The sequence below is a fragment of the Actinomycetospora succinea genome (genome assembly GCF_004363095.1).
In the GTDB taxonomy this organism is placed as follows: Bacteria; Actinomycetota; Actinomycetes; order Mycobacteriales; family Pseudonocardiaceae; genus Actinomycetospora; species Actinomycetospora succinea.
The window spans coordinates 240,385-265,807 of the sequence record NZ_SNYO01000003.1; the positions used below are offsets into that span (position 1 = coordinate 240,385).

The following is a 25,423-nucleotide window of genomic DNA, read 5'->3' on the forward strand; positions in this document are numbered from 1 at the left end:
GGGGAGCCCCGCCTCGGGGTAAGAACCCGTTCACAGGCTCCGCACGCTGATCCGACACCGCGAACCGGACACTCCCGCACGCCACGGGACAGTCGCGGTGCGTCGTCGGTTCGTCGCTCCCGGTGCCCCCCGGTGTACGCGGTGACGAGCGGGAAGGGCACAGTCCGAGTCGATGACCTCCACGGCCGACGATCGGGTCCGGCCGGGGAGCCAGGACCACGCGCCGGCCCCCGACCGACCGACTGCGGGCAGTCCCGCCGCCCCCGGATCCCCGGGACAGGGGCAGGGACGCCAGCCGAGCGACGGTTCCCGCTTCCGGCCCGAGATCGAGGGCCTCCGGGCGGTCGCCTCGCTCCTCGTCGTCGTCTACCACGTCTGGATCGGCCGGGTCTCCGGAGGCGTGGACGTGTTCTTCGCGCTCACCGGGTTCCTGGCCGCGGGCCAGCTCCTGCGCGCCGCGGAGCGCGGCGGGATCGACCTGTTCGGCCAGTGGGGGCGCACGCTGCGCCGCCTCGTGCCGCCGGCCGCGGTCGTCCTCGTCGGCACCGTGGTCGCGAGCGTGCTGTTCCTGCCCGAGTCGCGCTGGCCGCAGACGGTGCAGGAGGTCGTGACCTCGGCGTTCTTCGTCGAGAACTGGCAGCTCGCCGCCGACTCCGTCGACTACTACGCCTCGCACAACACCGCGAGCGTGGTCCAGCACTTCTGGTCGCTGTCGATCCAGGGGCAGTTCGCGCTGCTCTTCCCCGTAGTGATCATCGTGGCGACGCTGGCCGCGCGCCGCGCCGGGATCGCCGCGCGGCCCGCGGTCGCGACGCTGCTCGTCGCGGCGACGGCGATCTCGCTCGCGTGGTCGGTCACCACCACGGCCACCGACCAGACCTTCGCCTACTTCGACTCCCTCACCCGCGTCTGGGAGTTCACGCTCGGCGGCCTGCTCGCGCTCGGCATGTCCCGGCTGCGCCTGCCGGTGTGGGCCGGGATCGCCGCCGGCTGGGCCGGGCTCGCCGGGCTCGCCGCGTGCGGCATGGTCCTCGACGTCGAGGGCGGCTTCCCCGGCTACCTCGCGCTGTGGCCGGTGCTCTGCGCCGCGGCCGTCATCGTCGCCGGCGACACCGACCACCGGTTCGGCACCGGGCGGTTCCTGTCGTCGCGGCCGATGCAGTACCTGGGCAGCATCAGCTTCCCGCTCTACCTCTGGCACTGGCCGGTGCTGACGCTCGCCCTCGTCACGTTCCACCGCGAGGAGCCCGGGCCGATCCTCGGCGCGGCGGTCATCGCCACCTCGCTGCTCCTGGCGGCGGGCACGCGCCACCTCGTCGAGGATCCGCTGCTGCGCAGCAGGCGCCGGCGCCCGGGGACGCTGCGCGACCACCGCGCCGCCGTGCTGGCCCTCGTCCCGGTGCTCGTGCTGGCGCTGGCCTGGCACGCCGTCACCGACGCCCGCGCCGAGCCCTCGGGCCTCGTCGGCGACCCGGACCACCCCGGCGCCGCCGCCCTCGCGCCCGGCTTCGTCGACCGGGGCGCGCGCGACGCCGAGGCGATCCCGCCCGCGGTGTCGGCGTACGAGGACTGGGTCGAGTACCAGTCCGACTGCGCCGGCGTCCCGGACCGGCCCGCGCTCGAGCTGTGCACCTACGTCCCCGCGCCCGACCCGGCCGCGCGCACGATCGTCGTCGTCGGCGACTCCCACATGGGCCAGTTCCTCCCCGCCGTGGCGCCGATCGCCCGCGAGCGGGGCTGGCGGGTGCAGACGCTGATCCGCCCCGGCTGCCCACTCTCGACGACCTCCGAGTCGAACATCGGCGAGGCTCCCTGCATCACCTGGAACGAGCAGACCCTCGACGCGCTCGGCGAGATGCGCCCCGCACTCGTGGTCGCGCAGGCGACGCACAACGTGCGCGCGGGCGGGACCGAGGCCACCCCGCCCGGCATGGTCGAGGCCTGGGGCCGCCTGGCGGCCGACGGCGTGCCGGTGCTCGGGATCCGCGACAACCCCCGCTTCGACAGCGCCCCGCCGAGCTGCGTGGACACCTACGGGCGCGGGGCGCCGGAGTGCGACGTGCCGCGCGCCGGGCTCTACCCGCGCGCGTCGTCCCTGCCGGCCGGGACGCCGTCGACGGTGTCGTTCCTCGACCTCAGCGACTCGATCTGCCTGCCGACGACCTGTCCGCCCGAGATCGGGCGGGTGATGGTCTACCTCGACGACAACCACCTGACCGGGACCTTCACGGCCTCGCTCGCCCCGGTCGTCGGGAAACGCCTCGCCGCCCTGCTCGGTCGGTGACCCCGCGGCTCCTACCCTGGGAGCCGACCCGCCCGTCCAGGTCCGCTGTCCAGCCCCCGACGCCACGGAGCCCGCCCGCATGACCGACGTCGCCGCCAGGTCGACCTCCCGCACCGCCGCGCGGTCGGCCGACGCCACGCGGCTCGTGGTCGCGCGCGGGCTGTTCGCCGGCCCGCGGACCGAGGTCCCCGACGAGCTCTACGCCGAGGTCGTGTCCGGGGGCGCCGAGCGCCGCCGCGACCACGTCCGGGTCGAGCGCGCCAGCCGGATCAGCACCAACACCTACTTCGGCCGCTTCCCGGCCAGCTACTGGCAGCGCTGGACCACGGTCACCGAGGTCCGCTTCGAGGCCGGGATCACCGGGTCCGGCCGGGTGCTGCTGCGGGCGTCGGACACCAACGGCGTGCCGCGCACGGTCGCCGTCCACGACACCGGCAGCGGGCAGCTGCGCCTGACCGCCGCGCTCGACCGCTTCCTCGACGGCGGCGGGCTGTGGGTCGAGATCGTCACCGAGGACGACGAGCTCGTCCTGCACGACGTCCGGTGGACGGTCGCGGCGCCGGCGGTCCGGCGCTCCACGTCGGTCGTCATGTGCACCCACAACCGCGCCGACGACGCCGTGGCGACGCTGGAGGCGCTCACCGGCGACGAGGACGCGGTCGCCGCCCTGGACGGCGTGATCGTCGTCGACCAGGGCACCGACCGCGTCGAGACCCGCCCCGGCCTCGCGGACGTCGCGTCCCGCCTCGGCGCCCGGTTCCGCTACATCACGCAGCCCAACCTCGGCGGCTCCGGCGGCTTCACCCGCGGGCTGTACGAGCTGGTGGAGAACACCCCGGGCGACGCCCACGACGTCCTGTTCATGGACGACGACATCCGCTGCGAGCCGGAGGTCGTCGTCCGGCTCGCCGCGTTCGCGCAGTGCACGGCGCACCCGACGATCGTCGGCGCGCAGATGCTCAACCTGCTCCACCCCACGCAGGTGCTCGCCGGCGCCGAGTACGCGCGCCTCGACGAGCTCTCCAACGGGCACGTCAGCCCGGGGGCGGTCGGCGAGTCCGACGTGACCGCGTTCTTCCCGGACGGCACCAAGAACGTCCAGGACCGGCGGGTCGACGCGGGCTACACCGGCTGGTGGTCCTGCCTCATCCCCGCGGAGCTCGTCCGGCGCGCCGGCTACCCGCTGCCGCTGTTCTTCCAGTGGGACGACGTCGAGTACTGCTACCGCGCCCGCGCGCACGGCGTCCCGACGGTGACGCTGCCCGGGGCCGGCGTGTGGCACGCCGACTTCCCGTGGAAGGACTGGGACGACTGGCACCGGTACTTCAACCTGCGCAACGCCATGATCACCGCGGCGCTGCACTCCGCGTTCCCGGTCCGCCGCATCAGCGGGGTGCTCGCCGACCTGCTCGCCCGCTACCTGCTCGCGATGAACTACGGCCTCGCCGCGACGCTGATCAAGGCCGTCGACGACTTCGTGGCGGGCCCCGACGTCGTCGGTGACGGCGGCGTGGCCGCGACGGCCGCCGTGCGCGCCCTGCGCGCCGACCACGTCGAGACGGTCGCCCACCCGGTCGCCGACGCGCCGGGCCTCGGGCCGACCGAGATGCCGATCGTGCGCCGCGGCCCCGAGCCGACCCGGACGGGCCTGGTCATGGCGAAGCGGATCGTGCAGCAGGCCCTGGGCCGCACCCCGCACCACGAGGGCCTCGTCGGGGCGGGCGAGGCCGACTGGTGGCACATCGCGCTCTTCGACCGCGTCGCGGTGACCGACGCCGGCCAGGGCGGGGTCCGGGTGCGCCGCCGCGACCCGGACGCGCTCCGACGGCTCGCGCGCGAGGGCGGGCGCGCCCTGTGGCGGCTGACCCGCGAGGGCTCCGCCGCCGCCGAGCGCTGGCGCGCCGCCGCGCCGACGCTCACCTCGGCGCACAACTGGGAACGGCTCTTCTCCCGCGAGCGATGACCGCGACGACGACGGCGCCCGACACGGACGCGACGGGCGGCGAGGACACCGCCCGGGCCCGCGTGGCCCGGCGGCTGCCACGACCGTCTGCGGACGCCGTGCGCTGCGCGCTGCTCGCGATCGGCTGGCAGGTCGCCCTCACCGTGTGGGGCGCGGTGCTCGAGCGCCCGCTGCGCAGCCTGGTGACGGGCAACCAGGGTCCCGAGCCGCCGGCCTTCTCGCTGCTCTCGCACACCTACCGGTTCGACGCGACCTGGATCAGCCCGATCATCGAGGGCTCGTACGTCAGCCGGCCGCAGTCCGCGGCGTTCTACCCGCTGTTCCCGTTGCTCGTGCGTGGCGTGCAGCTGCTGTCGTTCGACAACCTCGGCATCCTCGCCGCGGCGCTGATCGTCAACACCCTGGCCCTCTGGGCGGCCCTGTGCGCCCTGCTCGCGATCACCCGGCACTTCGTGCGCGAGCCGGGGCGGGGGTGGTTCGCCCTGCTCGCGCTCCTCGCGGCGCCGACGGCGTACTACCTGCACGTCTTCTACAGCGAGGCCGTCTTCGTCGCGCTCGCCGCCACGGCCTACCGGTTCGCCCTCGCGCGGCGCTGGACGCCGATGGGCCTGTGCCTGATCCCGCTCACGACCTCCCGGGTCACCGCGATCGTCGTCCTGGGTCTCTGCTTCCTCGAGTTCTGGCGCGCCCAGGGCTGGCGCCGGGGGTTCCTGCGCTGGCCGGTGCTCTGGTTCCCCGCGGCGCTGGCGGGGTTCGCCGCGTACGCGGCCTATCTCGGGGAGCGCACGGGCGACCCGTGGGGCATGTTCACGGCCTACGAGATCGAGCCGAGCTGGGGCTACACGCAGTTCGAGCCCAACGTGCTGCTCACGCTCGGCCGCGCGGTCGGGATCGTCGCCCGCGCCTTGGCCGGGGCCGCGCCCTTCACGAACTACGTGCTCATCGACCAGCTGCTGCCGCTCCTCGCGGTCGCCGTCCTGCTCGCCGCGTCGGTGTACCTGATCGTCGTCCTGCGTGGCGCCGGTGTCCCGCTCGGGCTCTACGGCATCGCGACCATGCTGATGATCACGTTGAACGGCAACCTCGTGGCGGTGCACCGCTACGTGCTGCCCGCGCTCGGTATCTACGTGGCGCTCGCGCTGCTGGCCGAACGGGGCGGGGTGCAGCGGGCGATCGCCCTTGCGCACCTCTACCTGGGCGTGCTCGTCGGGTCCGTGCTGTTCGCGATGTTCACCGCGAACCTCTGGGCCGGCTGAGCTCAACGCCCCCGCGACTTGGCGAAGACCGCCTCGTAGGCGTCGAGCACCGCGTCGACGCTGTAGAGCGCCGAGGCGGACGCGGCGCCGGCCGCGCGGTCCGGCGGCGTGTCGCGCAGCCGCGCCAGCGCCTCGGTGAGACCGGCGACGTCGCGGGGCTTGGCCACCGCCCCGAAGCCCGTGTTCTCGACGACCGTGCGCACGCCGGGGATGTCGCTCACCAGGGCCGGGACCCCGGCCATCATCGCGACGACCTGGACGATGCCGAAGGCCTCGAACGCGTTCACCGACGGCAGCGCGAACACGTCGATCGACGCGTAGAAGTCGTCGAGCTGCTCCTCGGGCAGGAAGCCGAGCATCTCGATCCGCGGGTCGCCGTCGATGTGCCGGCGGACGGTGGCGGCCACACTGCCGCCGGCCACGCCCTGGAAGTCGCCGCCGATGAGCAGGCGCGCGTCGGGGTCGTCGAGGCGTCGGAAGGCGTCGACGAGATACTCGACGCCCTTCTCCTCGACGATCCGGCCGAGGAAGCCGACGTGCAGCCCCGGGCCGCGGCGGAACGTGGGGCTGCCCGTGCCGCGCGGCGGGCAGGGCGGCGGGACCGCGACCATCGAGCCCTCGATGGCCGGCCACATCCGGCTGTGGCGTGCGTAGTCCTCGCTGCTCACGACCACGGCCGTCGAGCGCTTGAGCGCCACGCGGCTGGAGAAGTCGATCGCCTTGTGCTGCAGGGCGTTCACGGTGCGCACCACGCGCGGGCCGTCGTCGGTCGGCAGCGAGACGTCGCAGTGGTAGGTCGACACCACCGGCACCGTGGCGAGCCGGGCGAGGACGCCGGCCTCGACGAGCGGCAGGTGCAGGTTGACCACCGCGGAGCGCGCCATCTCCCGCAGCGCCAGACGCGTGAGGTTGAGGCCGATCGTGCCCTTGCCGACCTTCGCCAGGACCGGCGCGCGGACGACCTCGACGCCGTTGACGACCTCGCGCGTCGGGAGGTCCGGCTCGTGGCGCGACGCGACGACGCAGACCTTCCAGCCGCGGGCGGCGAGGCCCTCGGCCACGTCCCGGGCCACGTTGGTGAGGCCGGAGACGTAGGGGCTGTAGTAGGTCAGGACGATGCAGAGATCGTGGTGCGGGGGATCCTGCAACGCCGTCCTCCCGTCGCCGCGGCTGCGGGGCGGTCCCGCCCGGCCACTGTAAAGGGACAGCCCGCGCCGTCAGCTCACGGGCTGTGATTGCTAGCGTGCGTCATCCGGCCACCGACACGGGAGCGCCTGGCGTGACGGCGACACCCAGCACCTCGCCACCGGTCGCACCTGCGGACGACGGCACCGACGACGATCCCGGCCGTCCCGGTCCCGGGCGACACGGGTGGGCGATGCCGGTCGCCCTCGGCGCGAGCCTCGTCGCTCTGGTCTGCGCGGTGCTGCTGCCGCTGCTGCCGGTCGCGGTGAACCAGCCGGTGGTCTCCTGGCCCGCCGACCCGGCGTCGCCGCAGCCCACCGCGCTGCAGCTCACGACCCAGCGCCCGATCGCGCTCGACGTCCGCGCCGACTGCACCGCCGCGCGCGCCGCCGGAGCCTCGGCCGACGGCCTGCTGCTCGCCACCATGCCCCCGCAGTCCGCCGAGACCCGGCAGAGCGCGCTGGTCGCGACGGTGCGCGGCGGCCAGCTCGCCGTGCTCTCCCGCGGCGTCCCCCTGTTCCTCGGACCGCTGCCCGCGGGCGACTGCACCCTCGCGGTGACGGGCGACCAGAACGGCATGGCGCTCGCCCTCGACGGGCAGGTCGTGGGCCGCGCCCCGCCACAGCTCCTGCCCGACGTCGACGCCCTCGTCACCTCGGTGCCCGCCGCCGCGCCCGGCACGTCGGCCGGCCTGGACGTGCGCCTCACCCTGGACGACCAGTTCGCGACGTCGCCCACGCCGGTCAAGACCGCCGTGATCGTGCTGCTCGTCCTCGCCGTGCTCGTCGCCCTCGGCGCGCTGGTGGCCCGCGACCGCGCCGCGGGGGCGGTGCTGTCCGCCGGGGCTCGCGTGCGGCCGCGCCCGCGCGTCGTCGACGCCGTGGTGCCCCTGGTCCTGGCGGTGTGGACGGTCATCGCCCCGATGACCGACGACGACGGCTACTACAGCGCGATGGCGGCCAACGTGCCGTTCTCGGGCTACGTCGCGAACTACTACCAGCTCTACAACCAGGGCTTCACGCCGTTCACGTGGATGTACTACGCCCTCTCGGCGTGGCAGCAGCTCGTCGGCTTCGCCCCGGTGGTGCTGCGGCTGCCGTCGCTCGTGCTCGGGATCGTCTGCTGGGTCCTGGTCCGCGCGTTCGTGGCCCGCGCGCTGCCGGCCGGGACCGGGCGCGGGCGGGCGGTGGCCCTGCACGCGGCGCTGGCGATCGGGTTCCTGGCCTGGTGGCTGCCGTTCGACGCCGGCGTGCGGGCCGAGCCGGTGATCGCCACGGCCGTGGCCGCGAGCCTCCTGTCGATCGTGGTCGGGCTGGAGCGCGACCGGTGGGCGCTGTTCGGGCTCGGGGTCGCCGTGGCCTCGTTCGGCGCCACCGCGGCCCCGACCGGCTTCGTGGCGCTCGCGCCCCTGCTGGCGTGCCTGCCGGCCGTCTGGCGGCGCATGCGGGTCGGCGCGTCCGTGCCGCGCGCGCTCGGACGGCTGGTCGCGGTGGCCGGGCCCGGGGCCTTCGTCGGGCTCCTCGGGTTCGCCGACGGCTCGTTCCGCGACTTCGTCCGCGGCCAGCAGATCTTCCTGGGGATGCAGGCCCAGGAGAGCTGGTACTCCGAGATCGCCCGCTGGATCTTCCTGCTCGACGACAGCGGCGGCCCGATGGGCTCCTACGCCAAGCGCGTGCCGGTGCTCCTGGGCCTGCTCGCCCTGGCCTGCCTCGGGCTCCTGGCCGCCCACCTGCGCGGACGCGGGCGCCCGATGCCGTCGCGGGCCGCGCTGGCCGCCACGACGCTGCTGCTCGGGTTCGCCCTGCTCTGGCTCACGCCGAGCAAGTGGACCCACCACTTCGGCACCCTGGCCGGCGTCGGCGCCGTGGTCCTGGCGCTGGCGATGGTCGGCACGCCCGTCCTGCTGCGGGACCTCGATCGCGACCCCGGTCGGCCCGCGGTCCGGACCCCCGTCCTCGTCGGCGCCGGGCTGCTGCTGGCGGTGCTCGCGGGCCTCGGGTGGCACGGGCGCAACGCGTGGCCGTACTCGTGGCTGCTCGGGCTGCCCGACCCCGGCGAGCGCCCCGCGGTCTCGGTCGTGTCCTTCGACCAGCCGGCCTGGTGGATCCTCGGCGGGCTCGTGCTGGCCGCCGTCGCCGTGTGGGTCACGCGCCGCCGCGCCCCCGACTGGCGCCCGGTCGCCGGGGTCGCCGCGGTCGCCCTCACCGCGGCCGCCGTCCTGCTCGTCACCACCACCTACCTCGTCGGCGGGTTCGCGCTGGCCACGGCGCGCACGATGGACACCTGGTCGCCGTGGGCCGACGCGGTCCGCGACCCCCTCGGCCGCGACTGCGGGGCGACCGCGGCGATGCAGGTCCTCGACCCGGCGAGCGCGCGGCCGATGACCCCGGTGCCCGGACTGCCCTCCCCCGTTCCCGGCGGGTCCTCCGGCTTCGTCGACGGCGGCTGGTTCCCGACCAGCCCGCCGCCCGCCACCGCCTCCGACGTCGTCCGCGGCAGCTTCACCCCGCCGCCGGCCGGGCCCGCGTCGGCCGCCGGCAACGACGGGACGGTCGGCGCGTACGCGACGCCCTGGTACGCGATCCCGGACCGGCCCGACGCCGCGATGACGACCTCGATCTCGGGGCGGACCGGCGACGGCAACACGGTGCGCGTCGAGTACGCGCGGGCCGAGGGGGACCGGGTCGTGCCCGTCGCCACCCGCGACCTGGGGCTGGACCCCGGCGACGAGGCCGTGGACTCACCGGTCTGGCGCGGCATCCTGCTCGAGGAGGGCAACGGCCCACCGCCCGGCGCCGACGTCATGCGGCTGGTCGCCGTCGACGCCTCCACCGCGCCCGGCGGCTGGGTCGCGTTCACCGACCCGACCGTGCAGCGGTGGAGCCCGCTGGCCGACCACCTCGTCCCCGGAGAGGCGTCGGCGGTGAGCTGGCAGTACGCCTTCCTCTTCCCGTGCCAGCGCAAGCCGGTGCAGGCCGACGGGCTCAACGAGCCCTCGACCGTCGGCGTGGTGTGGGGCGACCAGGAGCTCGCCTACCGCGGCGACGGGATCTGGCAGATCCGGCGCGGGGGCCTGTTCGCCCAGAGCCTGCGGGACTCCGAGGTGGTCGGACTGGTGACACGCCTGCGCGATGCACCGGACGCCGACCCCGGGATGGTGTATCGCTTGACCCCGTACGTCCCGTCGCGGCCGGACGCCTACCGGCTCGCGCAGGAGCGCGTCGTGGTCGCGGGGTGGTCGCCGGCGCCGAACACGACGATGTCGGTGCCGATCGACGACGGGGACACGACCGGCTGAGCGACCGGAAGGGGGGAGGCGATGGCCGGGGCGACGGTGCCGGTGCGCCCGGTGCCGGTCGGTGACCTCCCCCGCCCGTCCGCGCCGCGACGACGCCAGTGGGTCGACGCCGCCGTCGCGGGCGGGCTGTACCTCGCGGCCGCCGCCTGGTTCATGTGGCTCGCCGCAGCGGCCTCCGCCCAGGGCGTCATCACCGGCGAGGAGGCCTCGGTCGCGCACCGGGACGCGATGGCGATCGCCATGGGGTGGCAGCCGTCGGTCTGGTCGACCAATGTCGCCGGTCAGCTCTTCTACTGGGCCGCGGGCCTCCTGACGCCTGAGTACGGGCTGCTCTCGCCCCGCCCGGCGAAGGCCGTCGCCACGGCGCTCCTCGTGCCGCTGGTGTTCCTCGTGATGCGCCGCCGCCTCGGGGCCACGCGATCCGGGTCGGCGGTCGCGGCCGTGGCGGTCGGCGTCCTGCCCGGGGTGTCGATGCTCGCCTGGCTGGCCATCGAGACCCCGCTCGACACGGTCGTCGGCGTCGCCGCGGTCTACGTCCTCACCTCACGGCGCCCCTGGTGGCCGCTCGGCCTGGTCCTCGCCGGGCTGTCGGTGTCGGCCTACACCGCGGGGCTCGCGTGGGCCGCGGCCGCCGCGGTCATCGCGCTCGCGCGGGTCCGGGGGCCCCGCGACGGGGCGCTCGTGCTCGCGGGGGTCGTCGGCGGCGTGGCCGTCGTCGTCTGGCCGCTCGTGTGGTGGAACAACGGCGGCGTCGTGGTGACGGGCGGCGGGCGCGCCGGCCCCGACCCGGGCGCCGCCGGCACCCACCTCGCCGAGCTCGTCCGCTACCTCGCGGTCGACGGGGGCAGCTACTACTACTTCTCCGACCTCCCGATGCTCGGCGCCTCCTGGCTGGCGGCCGTCCTCGTGCTGACGCTGCTCGTGGCCGTCGTCGCCCGGCTGCGCGAGCTCGCGCCCTGGCTGCTCGTCGGTCTCGCCGCCGTCGCGCTCTACACGGTGTCCTCCGGGGTGCCGGGCTCGCGGCGCGTCGTCGCGCTCGTCGTCGTCCTCGCGCTCGGCCTGGGCGTGACGACCGACGTGCTCGTCCGTGCGGTGCGCGAGCACGGCGCCGGGCGCCTCGGCGCGGCGGCAGGCGCGGTCGTCACGGTCCTGGCGACGCTGCTGGTCGCCGTGCCGTCGGTCGACCACACCCTCGACTGGAGGCGCGACACGGTCGCCGGCGTACCGGCGCTGCCACGGGACTGGCCGTTCCCCACCGATCCCGGCGCCACCCAGCAGCAGACCCTCGACCGGCTCGACCGTGACCTGCGCCAGGGCCTGCTCACGCCCCGCCAGGTTGGTGACGGCTGGGGCGGGACCCGCGTGCTCGCCCTGCTCTTTCTGCTCGCCGAGCGCAACGGCCGCCGGCCGGCGCTCGGGCCGGACGACGTCGTCGGGTACTACTGGCGTGGCGAGGGTGAGTGCGGCGAGCTCGGGGACTGCTGAACCTGCTCAGGGTCTGCGCAGCACGAACACCGAGGACTCGCCGCTGCCCGGGCGCAGGAAGAGCCGGCCGCTGAGGAACTGCGCCAGGCACGGCCCCGCGCGCAGGCCGGCGTCGACGAGCTTCGGCAGCTTCGAGTACGGCACGTCCCACAGGCCGTCGGTGCCCTCGCGCTCCACGACGAAGCCGTGGTCGACGAGGAACGCGCGCCACTCGGCGTGGGTCTTGAGGTTGATGTGGGTCGGGTCCTCGAAGCCCATCCACGCATCGCCGGCCAGGCGACGGCCCTTGCCCGCGGGGTCGGGCATGACGACGAGCGCGTGCCCGCCGGGCCGCAGGATGCGCAGCCACGTCGCCAGGACCTGCTCCGCCGTCGCGTCGTCGAGGTGCTCGAGGACGTGGATGGCGGTCAGGGCCCCGAACGCGGCGTCGCCGAGCTCGGCGGTGTCGGTGGTGATCTGCGCGCCGGGGGCGTTGGCCCGGGCCGTGCGCGCCGAGTACTCGGAGATCTCGAAGCCGGCGGCGGGGCCGAGCGCGGAGAGCCTGCGCACCAGATGCCCCGTGCCGCAGCCGAAGTCGAGGTACGGGCCGCCCGCGGCGTAGCGGCCGACGAGCCGGGTGAACCAGCGCAGGGCCGGACGGTCGTCCGCCTGCCCGTTCGCCTGGTAGTAGGCCTCGTCGTACTCCGTGCTCTCGCTGCTCACGTCTCGCTCCCGCTCGCTGGTCGGCGGCGCGACGCCGCCAGGATGAGGCCGCTGACCACGGCACCGACGGCGCTGCCCACGGCGAAGCCGATCTCCCCGGAGAGGATCGCGCCGGGCACCACCCAGAACGTCACGCCGGCCGCGGCGAGCGCCGCGATCCAGCTGATCGCCACGTCGCGGTGGCGGCCGCGGGCCACGTGGACCTGCGTGAGGACGACCAGACCCACGTGCGCGAGGACCCCGACCACGATGAGCGCGAGGTCCACCCCGCCGATCGCGTAGTCCGCGCCGAAGATCAGCGAGACGACCCACGGGCCGATCCACCAGGCGAGCGGGGCGCCCACCGCGGCGACGGCCACGAGGACCACCGCGAACTTGACCAGGATGACCAGCACCTCGCGGCGCCGGCCGTTGCCGATGAGCCGGGTCAGCGTGGGCACGACCGCGGACTGCAGCGGCACCACCATGCTCAGGGGCGCGCGGGCGAGGGTGAACGCGGCGACGAACACGCCGGCGGCGGCGGTCTCGCCGCCGTCCGCGGCCTGGGCCACGACGAGCACCGGCAGCCCGTTGAGCAGCAGCTGCGCGCACGCCGAGCCGACGAGCAGCGGCATCATGTCGCGCACGAGGCCGCGCGCCGAGGGCGACGGGCCGCGCCACTCCGAGGGCGGGCGCGCCCAGGCGATCGCCCGCTTCCAGGCGCCGGGCAGCTGCGGGACGTGCGAGAGCGCGATCGCGAGCACCAGGGCCCAGCAGAACGCGGCGGCGTTCGCCCCACCGACGAAGAACAGGACGACCGCGAGCCCGAGCCGCACGCCGGAGTCGAGCACCATCACCGCGGCGTGCCGCACGAGGCGGTCGGTGCCGATCAGGGTGCCGCGGACGAGGAACTGCCCGGCCGACACGACCGTCAGGGCGACCAGCGCCAGGAGCACCGACGTGTGGTCGTCGAGCGCGCGGTAGAGGATCGGCAGCGCGCCGCCGAGGACGAGCAGCGCGATCACCGTCAGCACGCCGGCCGCGCCGGTGGCGGCCCGCAGGAGGGCGCGCCGGTCGCCGGGGATCGGCAGGCGCCGGGCCAGCTCCTGCTCGAGCGGCAGGAAGGCGCCGAACCCGAGGACGAGCGCGAGCGCCCAGAACGAGCCGAAGGTCGCGTACTCGATCGGCTCGAGCGCGCGCGCGACGACGGCCAGGTAGACGTTGACGACGATGCCGGAGATCAGCACGCCGAGGCTGGCCGCGCCGACCAGCCTCCTGGCTCCGACCCGGCCGGGCGCCTGGTCGCTCACGGCGAGCGACTCCTCACTCGGTGCTGAAGCGATTCGTCCACGGTATCCGGCCGTGGACGACGTGCCCCGCACGGGGACCGGGACACGCGCGGACGTCGCCCCGAGCGCTACGTCTGCTCGGCCAGCTGCCGGATCAGCCCGCCGTCGAGGACCATGCGTACCTGACGCTCCGAGAGCCGGTGGCGGAAGGTGAACTCGGTCCCGTCGACGGTGCCGACGACCTCGTCGCCGCCGGTGAGCTGGTCGTGCAGGCCGGAGAACGACAGCGTCGAGCCCTGCGGCACCGCGTCGCGGTCCTTCTCGCCGGTGAACTCGAGGGCGAGGATCCCGAAGTTCGCCAGGTTCTGCCAGTGGATGCGGGCGAACGACTCCGCCACGACGACGCGCAGGCCCAGGTAGCGCGGACAGATCGCCGCGTGCTCCCGGGACGAGCCCTGGCCGTAGTTGGCGCCGCCGACGATCGCGTGTCCCGTCTCGCGGATCTCCTCGGCGTTCGCCGGGTAGTCGGGGTCGATCCGCGTGAACGCGAAGCGGGCCAGCGCCGGGATGTTCGAGCGGAAGGGCAGCGCCTCGGCGCCGGCGGGCGAGATGTCGTCGGTGGAGATGTCGTCCCCGACCGCGAGCAGGACCGGGACCTCGAACGCGTCCGGGAACGGGTCGAGCTCCGGCAGCCCGGAGATGTTCGGGCCCTTGACCAGCTCCTCCTGCTGCGCGTCCTCGACCGGGGGCGGCTCCTCGATCATGTCCGGGATCACCGTGGGTTCGGGCAGGTCGAGGTCGCCCCACGTGAGGCCGAGCTCGTCGGCGAGCGTCCGCGGGTCGGTGATCTCACCGCGCAGCGCGCTCGCAGCCGCCGTCTCGGGGGAGCACAGCCAGACGCGGTCGTCCTTGCCGCCGCCGGAGCGCCCCGGGAAGTTGCGGGGCATGGTCCGCAGCGAGTTGGTGCCCGGGGCGGGCGCCTGCCCCATCCCGATGCAGCCGAGGCACCCCGACTGGTGCAGGCGGGCGCCGGCGGCGATGAGCGAGGTCGTGCCGCCCCAGCGGGTGAGGTCGGCGAGGATCGGCCGCGAGGTCGGGTTGATGTCGAAGCTCACGCCCGGGTGGGTCTGCCGGCCGTCGACCATGCGGGCGGCGATCGCGAAGTCGCGCAGGCCCGGGTTGGCCGACGACCCGATGACCACCTGGCCGACCGGGGTGCCGGCGACCTCGCGGACCGGGACCACGTCGGCGGGCGAGCCCGGCTGGGCGATGAGGGGCTCGAGCTCCGAGAGCTCGATGTGCTCGGTGACGTCGTACTCGGCGCCGTCCTCGGCGAGCAGCTCCGTGTAGTCGTCCTCGCGGCCCTCGCCGGTGAGGAACCGGCGGACCTCGTCGTCGGCGGGGAACACCGTCGTCGTCGCGCCGAGCTCCGCGCCCATGTTCGCGATGACGTGCCGGTCCATCGCGGTCAGGCCCGCGAGACCCGGCCCGTGGTACTCGATGATCCGGTTGGTGCCGCCCTTCGTGCCGTGGCGGCGCAGCATCTCGAGGATCACGTCCTTGGCCGAGCACCACGGCGGCAGCTCGCCGGTCAGCTCGACGCCCCAGACCTCGGGCATCCGGATGCTCAGCGGCTGCCCCGCGATGGCCATGGCCACCTCGAGCCCGCCGACGCCGATCGCGAGCATGCCCAGCGACCCGCAGGCCGGGGTGTGCGAGTCCGACCCGATCATCGTCTTCCCGGGCGCCCCGAAGCGCTGCATGTGCGTGGGGTGCGAGACGCCGTTGCCGGGCTGCGAGTACCAGAGCCCGAACCGGCGCGACGCCGACCGCAGGTAGGCATGGTCCTCGGCGTTCTTCTCGTCGGCCTGCAGGAGGTTGTGGTCGACGTACTGCACCGACACCTCGGTCTGCACGCGCTCGAGCCCGAGCGCCTCGAGCTCCTGCATGACGAGCGTGCCCGTGGCGTCCTGGGTCAGCGTCTGGTCGATGCGCAGGGCGATCTCCTCGCCCGGCGTCATCTCCCCGTCGACCAGGTGCGACGCGATGAGCTGGTGCGCGACGCCGTGCGGCATTGGGTCCTCCCCGAGTTGCGTGACTCACGGTTACCCGATTCGGAGCACAACGCAGTCCCCCGGCGATGCGTCCACGAGGACGGAAGGACCGGCAACTAGGGTTCCGGTCGCGCGGCACCGATCGAGGGGACGAACGGACGGTTGAGCACCGACGCCCCGACCCGGGACCGACAGGACGCGGACGACCTGCCTCCGCACCGTCGGACCCCTGTCCGCTCGATCGCCTCGCTGACGGCGGTCGTCGCCGGCCTGGTCGCGATCGTCGGCGCGCTGCTGCTGCCGTTCGCGCCGGTGTCCGTGAGCACGCCGCAGGTCAGCTGGCCGCCCGACCCGCGCGTCCCGGCCCCGGCGATGCTGCCGCTGACGGCCTACGAGCCGGCGTCCCTCGAGGCGCGGTTCAGCTGCCGCACCGCCCGGGCGGCCGGCGAGAGCCCGGACGGCGTCGTGCTGTCGACCATGGGCCCGGAGTCGCCCGATGCGAGGCAGGAGGCGCTCACCGTCGTCTCGCGCGGTGGCGCGGTGGCGATCCGCAGCGGCGGCGCCGACCTCTTCACCGGCCCGCTCCCGCCGGGCGACTGCGGTTTCCTCGTCACCGGTGACGGCACGACGATGCGCGTCGCGGTGAACGGCGCCGTGCTGTCCACGACGGGACCGCGCCCGCCCGAGGACGTCGACCCGGACGAGCTGCCCGACTCCGAGCCCCTCCACGAGCCGATCAGCCCGATGCCCGAGGTCGACGCGCTCCGGACCTCGGCGCCCGTCTCCCCGGCGGCCACGCCCGCCGACCTCTCGGTGCGGCTCGTCCTCGACGACGCCTTCGACCACACCCCGACGCCGCTCAAGTCCGCGCTCATCGGCGTGACCCTCGCCGCGCTGGCGGTCGGGGCGGCCGCGATGGTCGTCCTCGCCGTCCTCGCGGCGCGGGCCGACCCCACCCGGACGCGCGTGGCGATCCGGCTCCGCCGGCGCCTGTCCCGCCGCCCGGGCGCCGCGCCGTGGGGGCTGCGCCCGCGGGTCCTGGACGTCGTGGTGCCCGGCGTGCTCGTCGCGTGGCTGTTCCTGGCCCCGATCACCGACGACGACGGCTACTACAGCGCGATGGCGGCCAACGTGCCCTTCTCCGGGTACGTGCCGAACTACTTCCAGCTCTTCAACCAGGGCTACACGCCCTTCTCGTGGCCGTACTACGCCCTGTCCTGGTGGGAGGACACGGTCGGGTTCGGCCCGGTCATGCTGCGGATCCCCGCGCTCGTCCTCGGGATCGGGACCTGGTTCCTGGCCCGCTGGTACGTCTCGTCGACGCCCCTGCTCGGGCCGCGGGGCCAGTCGGCCTGGTGGGCGCCCGCGCTGGCGCGCCTGACCCTGGCCGCGGCCTTCCTCGCCTGGTTCCTTGCCTACGACATGGGCGTCCGCCCGGAACCGGTCGTCGCCTTCTTCACGGTCGCGACGCTCGTCGCGGTCGCCGAGGGCCTCGAGCGCCGCCGGCTCGCGCTGCTCGGGCTCGCGGTCGGGCTCTCGATGGCCGGGCTGATGGCCGCGCCCACCGGCTTCATCACGCTCGCGCCGCTCGTCGCCGCGGCCCCTGCCATGTGGCGCCACATCAGGGAACGCTCGGCGACCCCCTGGGCCGCCGCCGGGCGCTGGGTCGTCGTGCTGGGCCCGGTCGCGGTCGGGAGCCTGCTGGGCTTCGCCGACGGCGCCTACCGGGACTTCGTGCGCTCGCAAAACATCTTCGCGCCGATCCAGCGGGCGCAGACCTGGTACGAGGAGGTGCTGCGCTACGACGCGCTCCTCGACACCATGACCCACCACGGGTCCTACGCCCGCCGCGTCGCGCTGCTCGTCTGCTTCCTGGCGCTCGTCTGGTTCCTCGTCCTGCTCGTCGCGGCCCGCGCGCGCGACCTCGTCGTGCCGGCTCGGCTGCCGCTCGCGGGGTGGTCGACGCTGCTGGCGTTCGCCCTGCTGCTCCCGACCCCGAGCAAGCCGACCCACCACTTCGGGGCGTTCGCCGGCCTGGGCGCGATCCTCATCGCGCTCGTGCTGGTGGAGGCGCCCCGCCTGCTCGCCGGGCTCGACCGCCACCGCCGCGTCCCGCAGGTCGCCCTGGTCGCGGCCGCGGTGTCCTCGGTCCTCGTCTTCGCCCTCGCCGGACACGGGCGCGCCATGTGGCCCCACGGGTGGGGCCTCGGCCGGCCCTCCGAGGGCGACTTCCCGTCGGTGCAGGGGATCGAGTACGACCAGCCGCTGTGGTGGGCGCTCGGCCTCCTCGTCGTCACCGCCGTCGTGTGGGCGCTCGCCCGGTGGCGCGCGCCGCACCTGCAGCGCCTGGCGCTCGGCGTGGCGGTGCCGGTGATGGCCTGCGTCCTGCTCCTCACGTTCACGCTCTGGACGGTCGGCGACTTCGTCCGGGCGACCGGACGGACCGCCGACGGGTGGTCGCCCCAGGTCGACGCCCTGCGCGACCCCACCGGCGTGCAGTGCGGGCTGGCGAACCAGATCGACGTCCTCGACCCCCGGAACTCGCGGGTCCTGCCGCCCGCGGTCCTGCCCGGCCTGCCGCCGTCCCCGCCGATCCCGGCCGTGGACGACCTGGATGCCCCGGCCCCGGAGGCGCGCACCGAGCCGTTCGTCCCCGGCGCGTTCTTCCCGCAGAGCCCCCTGCCCCCGGACGTGCCGGTCGGGACGCCGGCGTGGGGCAGCTTCCTCGTGCCGTCGTCCGGCGCGAACGCCGACGCCCGCCAGGGCGTCTTCGCCACCGACTGGTTCCGGCTCCCGCCCGCGGACCGCGGTGGCGTCGTCGTGTCCGTCTCCGGCCGGACCGGTACCGACGTGTCGCTGCGCGCCGAGTACGGGCGGCTCGGCCCCACGGGCTTCGTCCCGATGGGCAGCACCCCGGTCGCGACGGAGGACGAGTCCACCGCGTGGCGCCCCGTCGCGCTCACCGAGGACGCGGACCCGACCCCCGCCGGTGGGGCGCAGACCGGCACCGAGGTCGACCCCGGCACCGGCATCCGGACCGGCAGCGCCACCGAGACCGGCAGCGGAGCCGGCGGGGAGTCGACCGAGGACGAGCCAGCACTCCCGAACGTGGCCCCGCCTCCGGGCGCCGAGATCGTCCGCCTCGTCGCCGACGACCGGAGCGCGTCGACCGGCGGCTGGCTGGCGTTCACGGCGCCGATGGAGCGGTCATGGGTGCCCCTGCAGCAGTACCTGCCCGCGGGCGCCGCGGTCGGGCTGCCGTGGCAGATCGGTTTCCTCTTCCCCTGCCAGCGTCAGCCGCGCCAGCAGGCCGGCATCACCGAGCCGGTGGTGGCCGCGGTGGGCTACGGCAAGGACGTCGACGCGGCCCTCGCCGACTGGGCCTACAACCCCGCGCGCGGTGGCCTGCTCGGCCACGCCGGCCGCGAGGCGCCCGGGGGCGAGCCCACCCAGCTCACCACCCGCATCCGCGGCGTCGGCGACGAGATCGACGACGTCTACGTGTTCGACCTCCGCCCGCCCTACCCGGCGAACGGCTACGACCTGACCCGCGAGCGGCGGACCGAGTCGGGCCTGCCCTGATCGTGGGCGGGGCTCAGCCGGGCTTGGCCGCCGCCTGCGTCACGTAGTTCTCGACGACCTGGCGGGCCTCGTAGATCGTCCGCGCGCTGCCCCAGGCGTTCGGGTCGAGACGGTTGTGGATCCAACCGCCCGGCAGCTGCCGGGTGCCGAGGCTGAGATGCCCGACCTCGCGCTGCCAGAGGATCTCCGACTGGAACCCGCGCGGGTCGTCCCAGCTCCAGGAGTAGCCGTAGTCCTCGGACTGCTCGACGACCTCGACCCCGTCGATCTCCATGGACCTAGGATCGGTAATCGTCGCCATTCCCACGCGCGGCACTCGGAGCAATTGTTGTGGCGCCCGGAGGAACTGTGACCGTCTACGTGTCGCTCCCGCAGATCCCGCTCACCCTCAAGTTCGAGGAGGAGCTCGGGGCGGTGATGGACCGCTTCCACCAGCTCGTCACCGACGGCGAGGTCCACCGCTACGTGCTCGCCGACAACCAGGCGGTGCTCGTCAACTACGGGGTCATCGCCTCCGTGACGTTCTCGGAGGGACCGCGCACCCTCGAGGTCTCCGAGCTGAACCGAGGGCTCTCGGCGCGCCTCGACGACTGACGCCCCTGGGGCGTCCGGAGCATCGCGCTCGTCCGTGACACGGGTGTAAGTCACCCGCTCGGCGACCAGAGCGTGACGGACACGACCGTGGCGATTACCGTGCGGAGCATGCAACGAGTGGTAGGGCTCCTCGCCTTGGCCCTCGTGCTGTTCTGGATCATCGACTCGCCCGCCACCGCGGCGGCCACGGTCACCAACATCCTGGCGATCCTGGTCAGCTTCGCCGAGTCGATCGTCCTGTTCTTCCAGAGCCTCTTCTGATCGCTGCGGCCCCGACGTGTGGCGCCCGCCCCGCGTCGGGCACCCCCGCGTTCGTCCGGCCCTCCGGGGCCACGAGCGCGAGAGGAGAACGATGCAGCAGCAGGAATTCGTCAGCGCGGTCAAGGAGAGCCTCGACCTCCCCGACAACCAGAGCGCCGAGCGCGCGGTGCGCGCCACGCTGACCGTTCTCGGTCAGCGGCTCGAGGGCGGCGAGGCCAAGGACCTGGCCTCCCAGCTCCCCGGCGGCCTCGCGGACGCGCTGCCCGACCAGGGTGCCGGCGAGCGTTTCGACGTCGACACCTTCTACCAGCGGATCGCCGACCAGGAGGGCGACGGCGTCACCGTCGCCCAGGCCCGTCAGCACGCCCGGGCGATCGCGAAGGGGCTCGAGACCGCGCTGACCGACGGCGAGTGGAACAACTTCACGAGCCAGCTCCCGAAGGACTTCCAGGACTTCCTCGGCACCGAGCCCGTCGAGAAGCACTAGGAGCCGCGGTCAGGATGGACGCGGCGGGGCAGCCCCGGCGCGGCGGGCGACGTCCATGACGTAGTCGCCGTAGCCGGAGCTGGCCTGGCGTTCCCCGAGCGCGTAGGCCTGCTCCGGGGTGATCCAGCCCTTCACCAGGGCGATCTCCTCGAGGCAGGCGAACCGCACGCCCTGGCGGTGCTCGAGCACCTGCACGTACTGGCTGGCCTCGATCAGCGATTCGTGGGTGCCGGTGTCGAGCCAGGCGAACCCGCGGCCGAGGTCGATGAGCCGGGCGTCGCCGCGGTCGACGTAGGCGCGGTTGACGTCGGTGATCTCGAGCTCGCCGCGCGCGGACGGGCTCAGGGTGGCCGCGACGTCGAGGACGTCGTTGTCGTAGAAGTACAGCCCGGTGATCGCGCGGTTCGACCGCGGTCGCGCGGGCTTCTCCTCGATGGAGAGCAGCCGCCCGGTCTCGTCGGCCTCCCCCACCCCGTAGCGGCCCGGGTCGCGCACCGGGTAGCCGAACAGCACGCAGCCCTTCTCCGCCTCGAGCCGGGTGAGCTGCTGCTGCAGGATCGACGCGAAGCCCTGCCCGTGGAAGATGTTGTCGCCGAGCACGAGGGCGGCGGTGTCGTCGCCGACGTGGTCGGCGCCGATGAGGAACGCCTCGGCCAGCCCGTTCGGGGCGGCCTGCTCGGCGTACGAGAACGAGACCCCGAGCTCGCCGCCGTCGCCGAACAGCCGGCGGAAGGCGGGCAGGTCCACCGGCGTCGAGATCACGAGGATCTCGCGGATGCCGGCCAGCATCAGCACCGAGATCGGGTAGTAGATCATCGGCTTGTCGTAGACCGGCAGCAGCTGCTTGGACACCGCGCGGGTCACCGGGTGCAGCCGGGAGCCGGAGCCGCCGGCCAGGACGATGCCCTTCACGGCGACATGCCCCAGGCCCCCTCGACGACCGGGCTGCGACCGATCAGCGGCCGCCACCACGCCTCGTTCGCCCGGTACCAGTCGACGGTCGCGGCGATGCCCTCGTCCCAGCCGACCCGCGGCGCCCACCCCAGCTCGGAGCGCAGCTTCGTGCTGTCGAGCAGGTAGCGCCGGTCGTGGGACGGCCGGTCCGGGACGATCGTCTTCAGGTCGGGGCCCAGGCCCAGCGCGCCCAGCACGCTGTCGGCGATGCCCTCGATGTCGACCTCGTGCCCCGAGCCGACGTTGTAGGTCTCGCCGACCCGCCCGTGGTGGATCACGGTGTCGATGGCGCGGGCGTGGTCGTCGACGTGCAGCCACTCGCGGCGGTTCTTCGTCGACGCGTAGAGCGGCAGCGCCTCGCCGGCCAGCGCACGGGTGGTGAACAGCGGGATGACCTTCTCGGGGAACTGGAAGGGCCCGTAGTTGTTCGCGCAGTTGGTGATCGTCACCGGCAGGTCGTAGGTCAGCCCGTAGGCCCTGACCACGTGGTCGCCGCCGGCCTTGGCCGCGTTGTACGGGGTCCGCGGCCGGTACGGGGACTCCTCGGTGAACGCGTCGTCGACGTCGAGGGGGAGGTCGCCGTAGACCTCGCAGGTGGAGATGTGGTGGAAGCGGCTGACGCCGACGCGGCGGACCGCCTCGAGCAGTTGCTGTGTGCCCATGACGTTGGTGGCGAAGAAGTCGCCGGGCCGCAGGATGGCCAGGCTGTTGTGCGACTCGGCGGCGAAGTTCACCACCACGTCCACGGAGTGGGCACGCAGCAGGTGCTCGACCAGCTCGGTGTTCGCGATCGACCCGTGCACGAACTCGACCCCGGGCAGGCCCTCGACGTTCGCCCGCACCCCGGCGTAGGTCAGCGCGTCCAGCGCCACCACCCGGTCTCCCGGGTGCTCGCGCCGCCAGTGGCGCACGACGTTCGACCCGATGAACCCCGCGGCACCGGTCACCAGAACCGTACTCATCGTCTCCCTCGGCCGGGCGTGACGACGATCCTCCCACGCACGTCCCTAGGCTCCGCGGTGATGGAGACCGAGGAGATGGCCGTGCCCGGCGCCTGGCGGTTCACGCCGCCGGTGTTCCCGGACGCCCGCGGGGTGTTCGCCGCGCCGTTCCAGGGCCGGCACCTCCGGGCCGCCGTCGGCCACGACCTCGTGGTGGCGCAGGCGAACACCAGCGTGTCCCGCCGCGGGGTGCTGCGCGGCGTCCACTACGCCGACGTGCCGCCGGGGCAGGCGAAGTACGTGCACTGCGTCGCCGGTGCGGTCCTCGACGTCGTCGTCGACATCCGCGTCGGGTCCGCGACCTACGGCCGGTGGGACGCCGTGCGCCTCGATCCGTCGACGATGGCGGGGGTGTACCTCTCGGAGGGCCTCGGCCACGCCTTCCTGGCGCTCGAGGACGGCACCGTCACGAGCTACCTCTGCTCGACGCCCTACGACCCGACCGCCGAGCACGGAGTCGATCCGCTCGACCCCGCGCTCGGCCTGCCGTGGGACCGGTACATCGCGCGCGAGGAGCTCGTCCTGTCGGACAAGGACCGGTCCGCGCCCACGCTCGCGCAGGCACGCGAGGCCGCGCTGCTGCCGACGGCGGCGGCGTGCCGGGCGTGGGTCGAGGGCCTGCGGTAGCTCAGAGCGTGGCGGCCGGCGGCGCGACGGGGTCGGCGTCGGAGTCGACGTCCGCGCCGGGCAGGTGGACGTCGGTGATGACGATGTTGAGCTCGACGACGGTCACGCCGGCGATCTCCTCGACGGCCTTCGGCACGTGGCGGCGCAGCGCGCGGACCAGCTCCCGGGCCCCCACGCCGTACTCGATCTCGACGTCCAGGCCGATGTGGGCCTTCTGGTCGGCGAGCTCGACGCGCACGCCCGCCGTGTTCTCGGTGTTGCCGGTCAGCGTCTGGCGCACGGCGCCGACGGCCCGGGAGGTGCTCCCACCGAGCGCCACGACGCCGGGGATCTCGCGCGCGGAGAAGGCGGTCACCTTCTGGATCACCGAGGGCAGCACCTCGGTGGTGCCCTCGACGGTCGTCGGGTCGCCCGCGGCACCGGGGACGGAGGTGGCGGTCGGGGTCGGGCTGGACGGGGTGCTGCTCGGACGCTGAGCGCTGGTCATGTGCCCCGAGTACCCCGCGGGGACGGTACGGAGTCCGCCCGTTCGGCGGCTCCGTCAGCGGTTCCGCGGCAGCAGCGGACCGAGCGGTCCGAGATCGATGTTGAGGTCCTCGGGGGACAGGCCGAACTCCTCGGTGAGCTCGTCCATCGCGTCGGCGAGGTGCATCAGCGACGTGCCGAGGTCCTCCTCTTCCTGCTCGGTGAGGTCGCCCTGCTCCACCCGCCGGATCGCCTGCCGTTCCATCAGCTGCCGGAGCAGCTCGACGATCGTCAGCACCAGCTTCATCAGGTCGCGGCGGACCGCGTCCTTGTCGATCTCGATGCGGTTGGCCCGGGTGCGGCCACCGTCGTCGTCCTCAGCCACGCCCCGACTCCAGCTCGGCTCTCTCCGCCCGTGCCGCGAGGGTGCCCGGACGTTCGACCGGCGCGATCGACACGATGAGGGCGCGCAGCGAGATGCGCACGAGGTCGACGCCCGCCAGCGAGATCGTCACGTCGCCCGCGAGCACGACGCCGCCGGCCAGGAGGCGGTCGAGCAGGTCGACGAGCGCGACCTCCTCGTCCCCGAACAGCGACGTCGCCCGGGGTTCGAGCTCTCCCGAGCCCGGCCCCGTCACGACGCGCCCTGCGCCGCCTGCGCGAAGGAGTACGGCACCCACGGGCCGGTGACCTCGACACGCACCTTCGGGTGGTCGGCGAACGACGCCACGAGCGCGCGCAGCTCGTCGACCCGCTCGACCGGCAGCAGGTAGGCGTGGTTGAGCACCATCGGGTCCGACTGCCCGGAGAGCTGCGCGTCCTGCAGACGGTGGCTGCGCGTAGCGGCGGCGAGCTCGGTGACGGCCGCGTCCACCTCCATGGCGGCCTCGCGGGCGTCGTCGAGCGAGGTCTCGCTCTCGCGCAGCGCCTTGCGCCGCGCGCGCAGGTACTCTGCGCCGGAGCGCGGCTTCGCCGCCTCGCCGGCGTCGCCCCCACCGCCGCCCTTCCGCGCGTAGATCTTGAGGCCCCACTCGGCGCGGCCGGCGAGCTGGTCGAGCACCGCGGAGAACGCGTCGCGGTTCTCGGCCAGCACGGCCCGCACCCGCTCGTCGTCGAAGTAGACGGTGGCGAGCGCGAGCGGGGCGACGAGGTGGTCGTGGCCCAGGGTGTCGACGACGTGGTGGTGCGCCCGCGCGGTCGCCGTGAGCCACTCGAGGTCCTCGAGGCGCTCCTCGAGCGCCCGCTCCTGGAACTCGGCGCGGTCGACGTCGCTCACGATCGCCGCCACGCCGTCCGTGCTCAGCAGGCGGACGGCCCCGCCGCCGACGCCGGTGAGGCCCTCGACCTCGCCGGGGTCGACGCCGTGGGCGAGCGCGTAGACGTAGGTCAGCGTGTCACTCACGGTCGGCCCTCCGGCGCCGCTGGCCGGAGCCCTGGCCCTGCCCGCTCGAGCGCTTGCGGCGCACCGGCTGGGGCTCGGGCTCCTCCTCGGCGGGCTCGTCCTCGTCGACGATCTCGGCGTCCTCGAGGTCGTCGTCGTCGGCGTCCTCCTCGTCGCCACCCTCCAGGGCCGGGGCGTGGCCGTTGCCGGCCTCCAGCGCCTCGACGCGCTCGCGCAGGCGGCGGTTCTCCTCCTCGAGCTCCTGGTGCCCCGAGGAGAGGGTGGGATCGCGCTCCCACCAGTCGATGCCCATCTCCTTGGCGCGGTCGACCGACGCGACGACCAGCCGCAGCTTGATCGTCAGCAGCTCGATGTCGAGCAGGTTGATCTGGACGTCGCCGGCGATGACGATACCCTTGTCGAGGACCCGTTCGAGGATGTCGGCGAGGTTGGTGCCGTCGCCCCCGCCGCCCTGCCGGGCGGGGGACCCGCCTGCCGCCTGGTTCGGGGCCGACGGCATCTGCCCGGTCCAACGCACCGGGTCGTTCATGGAGTGCTCCCTCTCGTCTCCCCCGC

The 25,423-nt window shown here is 74.3% G+C and carries 22 protein-coding genes; 10 read left to right on the forward strand and 12 right to left on the reverse strand.

What is annotated here, in order from left to right:
* Positions 1-172: 172 nt before the first annotated feature.
* The 3 genes from EV188_RS12415 to EV188_RS12425 all read left to right on the forward strand — a co-directional run bounded on the left by EV188_RS12415 (position 173) and on the right by EV188_RS12425 (position 5,503).
* Complete coding sequence (locus EV188_RS12415) at positions 173-2,284, forward strand: acyltransferase family protein (protein ID WP_133826584.1); 2,112 nt, start codon at positions 173-175, stop codon at positions 2,282-2,284.
* A gap of 79 nt (positions 2,285-2,363) precedes the next feature.
* A complete protein-coding gene (locus tag EV188_RS33305) occupies positions 2,364-4,247 on the forward strand; it encodes a glycosyltransferase (protein WP_133826585.1) in 1,884 nt (627 codons plus the stop codon).
* Entirely contained in the window at positions 4,244-5,503 is a 1,260-nt protein-coding gene (locus tag EV188_RS12425) for a hypothetical protein (RefSeq protein WP_133826586.1), read from the forward strand. Before EV188_RS33305 ends, EV188_RS12425 begins: the two co-directional genes overlap by 4 nt.
* A gap of 2 nt (positions 5,504-5,505) precedes the next feature.
* On the opposite strand, the gene EV188_RS12430 is transcribed toward EV188_RS12425, so the two are convergent.
* Positions 5,506-6,651 carry a glycosyltransferase family 4 protein gene (locus tag EV188_RS12430; protein ID WP_133826587.1) on the reverse strand — a complete coding sequence of 382 codons (1,146 nt, stop codon included), beginning with the start codon at positions 6,649-6,651 and terminating at the stop codon, positions 5,506-5,508.
* 230 nt (positions 6,652-6,881) lie between these two features.
* Here EV188_RS12430 and EV188_RS12435 point away from each other — a divergent pair, with 230 nt between their 5' ends.
* Entirely contained in the window at positions 6,882-9,986 is a 3,105-nt protein-coding gene (locus EV188_RS12435; RefSeq protein ID WP_133826588.1) for an arabinosyltransferase domain-containing protein, read from the forward strand.
* A 21-nt stretch (positions 9,987-10,007) separates the two neighbouring features.
* Positions 10,008-11,471, forward strand: coding sequence for a hypothetical protein (locus tag EV188_RS12440; RefSeq protein WP_133826589.1), 1,464 nt, complete (start codon positions 10,008-10,010; stop codon positions 11,469-11,471).
* A gap of 6 nt (positions 11,472-11,477) precedes the next feature.
* Here the strand turns inward: EV188_RS12440 and EV188_RS12445 are convergent, their stop codons facing one another.
* The 3 genes from EV188_RS12445 to EV188_RS12455 form a co-directional block, all read right to left on the reverse strand.
* Entirely contained in the window at positions 11,478-12,173 is a 696-nt protein-coding gene (locus EV188_RS12445) for a class I SAM-dependent methyltransferase (protein WP_166659855.1), read from the reverse strand.
* Entirely contained in the window at positions 12,170-13,462 is a 1,293-nt protein-coding gene (locus EV188_RS12450) for a lipopolysaccharide biosynthesis protein (protein ID WP_166659856.1), read from the reverse strand. The genes EV188_RS12445 and EV188_RS12450 overlap by 4 nt, the downstream gene beginning before the upstream one ends.
* A gap of 107 nt (positions 13,463-13,569) precedes the next feature.
* Entirely contained in the window at positions 13,570-15,516 is a 1,947-nt protein-coding gene (locus EV188_RS12455; protein ID WP_133826592.1) for an aconitate hydratase, read from the reverse strand.
* A 141-nt stretch (positions 15,517-15,657) separates the two neighbouring features.
* Between EV188_RS12455 and EV188_RS12460 the strand changes: the two genes are divergently transcribed.
* Positions 15,658-19,077 carry an arabinosyltransferase domain-containing protein gene (locus EV188_RS12460; protein ID WP_133826593.1) on the forward strand — a complete coding sequence of 1,140 codons (3,420 nt, stop codon included), beginning with the start codon at positions 15,658-15,660 and terminating at the stop codon, positions 19,075-19,077.
* 13 nt (positions 19,078-19,090) lie between these two features.
* Here the strand turns inward: EV188_RS12460 and EV188_RS12465 are convergent, their stop codons facing one another.
* Positions 19,091-19,351 (reverse strand): hypothetical protein, encoded by a 261-nt coding sequence (locus tag EV188_RS12465; protein ID WP_133826594.1) that lies wholly within the window; start codon positions 19,349-19,351, stop codon positions 19,091-19,093.
* Positions 19,352-19,425: 74 nt separating this feature from the next.
* Here EV188_RS12465 and EV188_RS12470 point away from each other — a divergent pair, with 74 nt between their 5' ends.
* The 3 genes from EV188_RS12470 to EV188_RS12475 all read left to right on the forward strand — a co-directional run bounded on the left by EV188_RS12470 (position 19,426) and on the right by EV188_RS12475 (position 20,419).
* On the forward strand, positions 19,426-19,671 hold the full coding sequence (locus EV188_RS12470) for a hypothetical protein (RefSeq protein WP_133826595.1): 246 nt from the start codon (positions 19,426-19,428) through the stop codon (positions 19,669-19,671).
* Positions 19,672-19,779: 108 nt separating this feature from the next.
* The gene (locus EV188_RS31555) at positions 19,780-19,932 is read left to right on the forward strand and encodes a hypothetical protein (RefSeq protein ID WP_166659857.1); all 153 of its coding nucleotides are present in this window, start codon (positions 19,780-19,782) and stop codon (positions 19,930-19,932) included.
* A gap of 91 nt (positions 19,933-20,023) precedes the next feature.
* On the forward strand, positions 20,024-20,419 hold the full coding sequence (locus tag EV188_RS12475) for a DUF2267 domain-containing protein (protein ID WP_133826596.1): 396 nt from the start codon (positions 20,024-20,026) through the stop codon (positions 20,417-20,419).
* Positions 20,420-20,428: 9 nt separating this feature from the next.
* On the opposite strand, the gene rfbA is transcribed toward EV188_RS12475, so the two are convergent.
* Entirely contained in the window at positions 20,429-21,331 is a 903-nt protein-coding gene (rfbA, locus tag EV188_RS12480) for a glucose-1-phosphate thymidylyltransferase RfbA (RefSeq protein ID WP_133826597.1), read from the reverse strand.
* Positions 21,328-22,335, reverse strand: coding sequence for a dTDP-glucose 4,6-dehydratase (rfbB, locus tag EV188_RS12485; protein ID WP_133826598.1), 1,008 nt, complete (start codon positions 22,333-22,335; stop codon positions 21,328-21,330). The genes rfbA and rfbB overlap by 4 nt, the downstream gene beginning before the upstream one ends.
* A 60-nt stretch (positions 22,336-22,395) precedes the next feature.
* Between rfbB and EV188_RS12490 the strand changes: the two genes are divergently transcribed.
* Positions 22,396-23,001: a dTDP-4-dehydrorhamnose 3,5-epimerase family protein gene (locus EV188_RS12490; protein ID WP_133826599.1), complete on the forward strand. Its 606-nt coding sequence runs from the start codon at positions 22,396-22,398 to the stop codon at positions 22,999-23,001.
* A 1-nt stretch (position 23,002) separates the two neighbouring features.
* Here the strand turns inward: EV188_RS12490 and EV188_RS12495 are convergent, their stop codons facing one another.
* Genes EV188_RS12495 through EV188_RS12515 form a run of 5 tightly spaced genes read right to left on the reverse strand, consistent with a single transcriptional unit; the run spans position 23,003 to position 25,397 of the window.
* Positions 23,003-23,488, reverse strand: a complete 486-nt coding sequence (locus EV188_RS12495) for an Asp23/Gls24 family envelope stress response protein (protein WP_133826600.1) — start codon at positions 23,486-23,488, stop codon at positions 23,003-23,005.
* A gap of 54 nt (positions 23,489-23,542) precedes the next feature.
* Entirely contained in the window at positions 23,543-23,851 is a 309-nt protein-coding gene (locus EV188_RS12500) for a gas vesicle protein K (RefSeq protein WP_279536726.1), read from the reverse strand.
* Positions 23,844-24,104 carry a gas vesicle protein gene (locus tag EV188_RS32235; protein ID WP_208114161.1) on the reverse strand — a complete coding sequence of 87 codons (261 nt, stop codon included), beginning with the start codon at positions 24,102-24,104 and terminating at the stop codon, positions 23,844-23,846. Before EV188_RS32235 ends, EV188_RS12500 begins: the two co-directional genes overlap by 8 nt.
* On the reverse strand, positions 24,101-24,868 hold the full coding sequence (locus EV188_RS12510; RefSeq protein ID WP_166659858.1) for a GvpL/GvpF family gas vesicle protein: 768 nt from the start codon (positions 24,866-24,868) through the stop codon (positions 24,101-24,103). Before EV188_RS12510 ends, EV188_RS32235 begins: the two co-directional genes overlap by 4 nt.
* Positions 24,861-25,397 (reverse strand): gas vesicle protein, encoded by a 537-nt coding sequence (locus tag EV188_RS12515; RefSeq protein ID WP_133826602.1) that lies wholly within the window; start codon positions 25,395-25,397, stop codon positions 24,861-24,863. The genes EV188_RS12510 and EV188_RS12515 overlap by 8 nt, the downstream gene beginning before the upstream one ends.
* Positions 25,398-25,423: the final 26 nt, after the last annotated feature.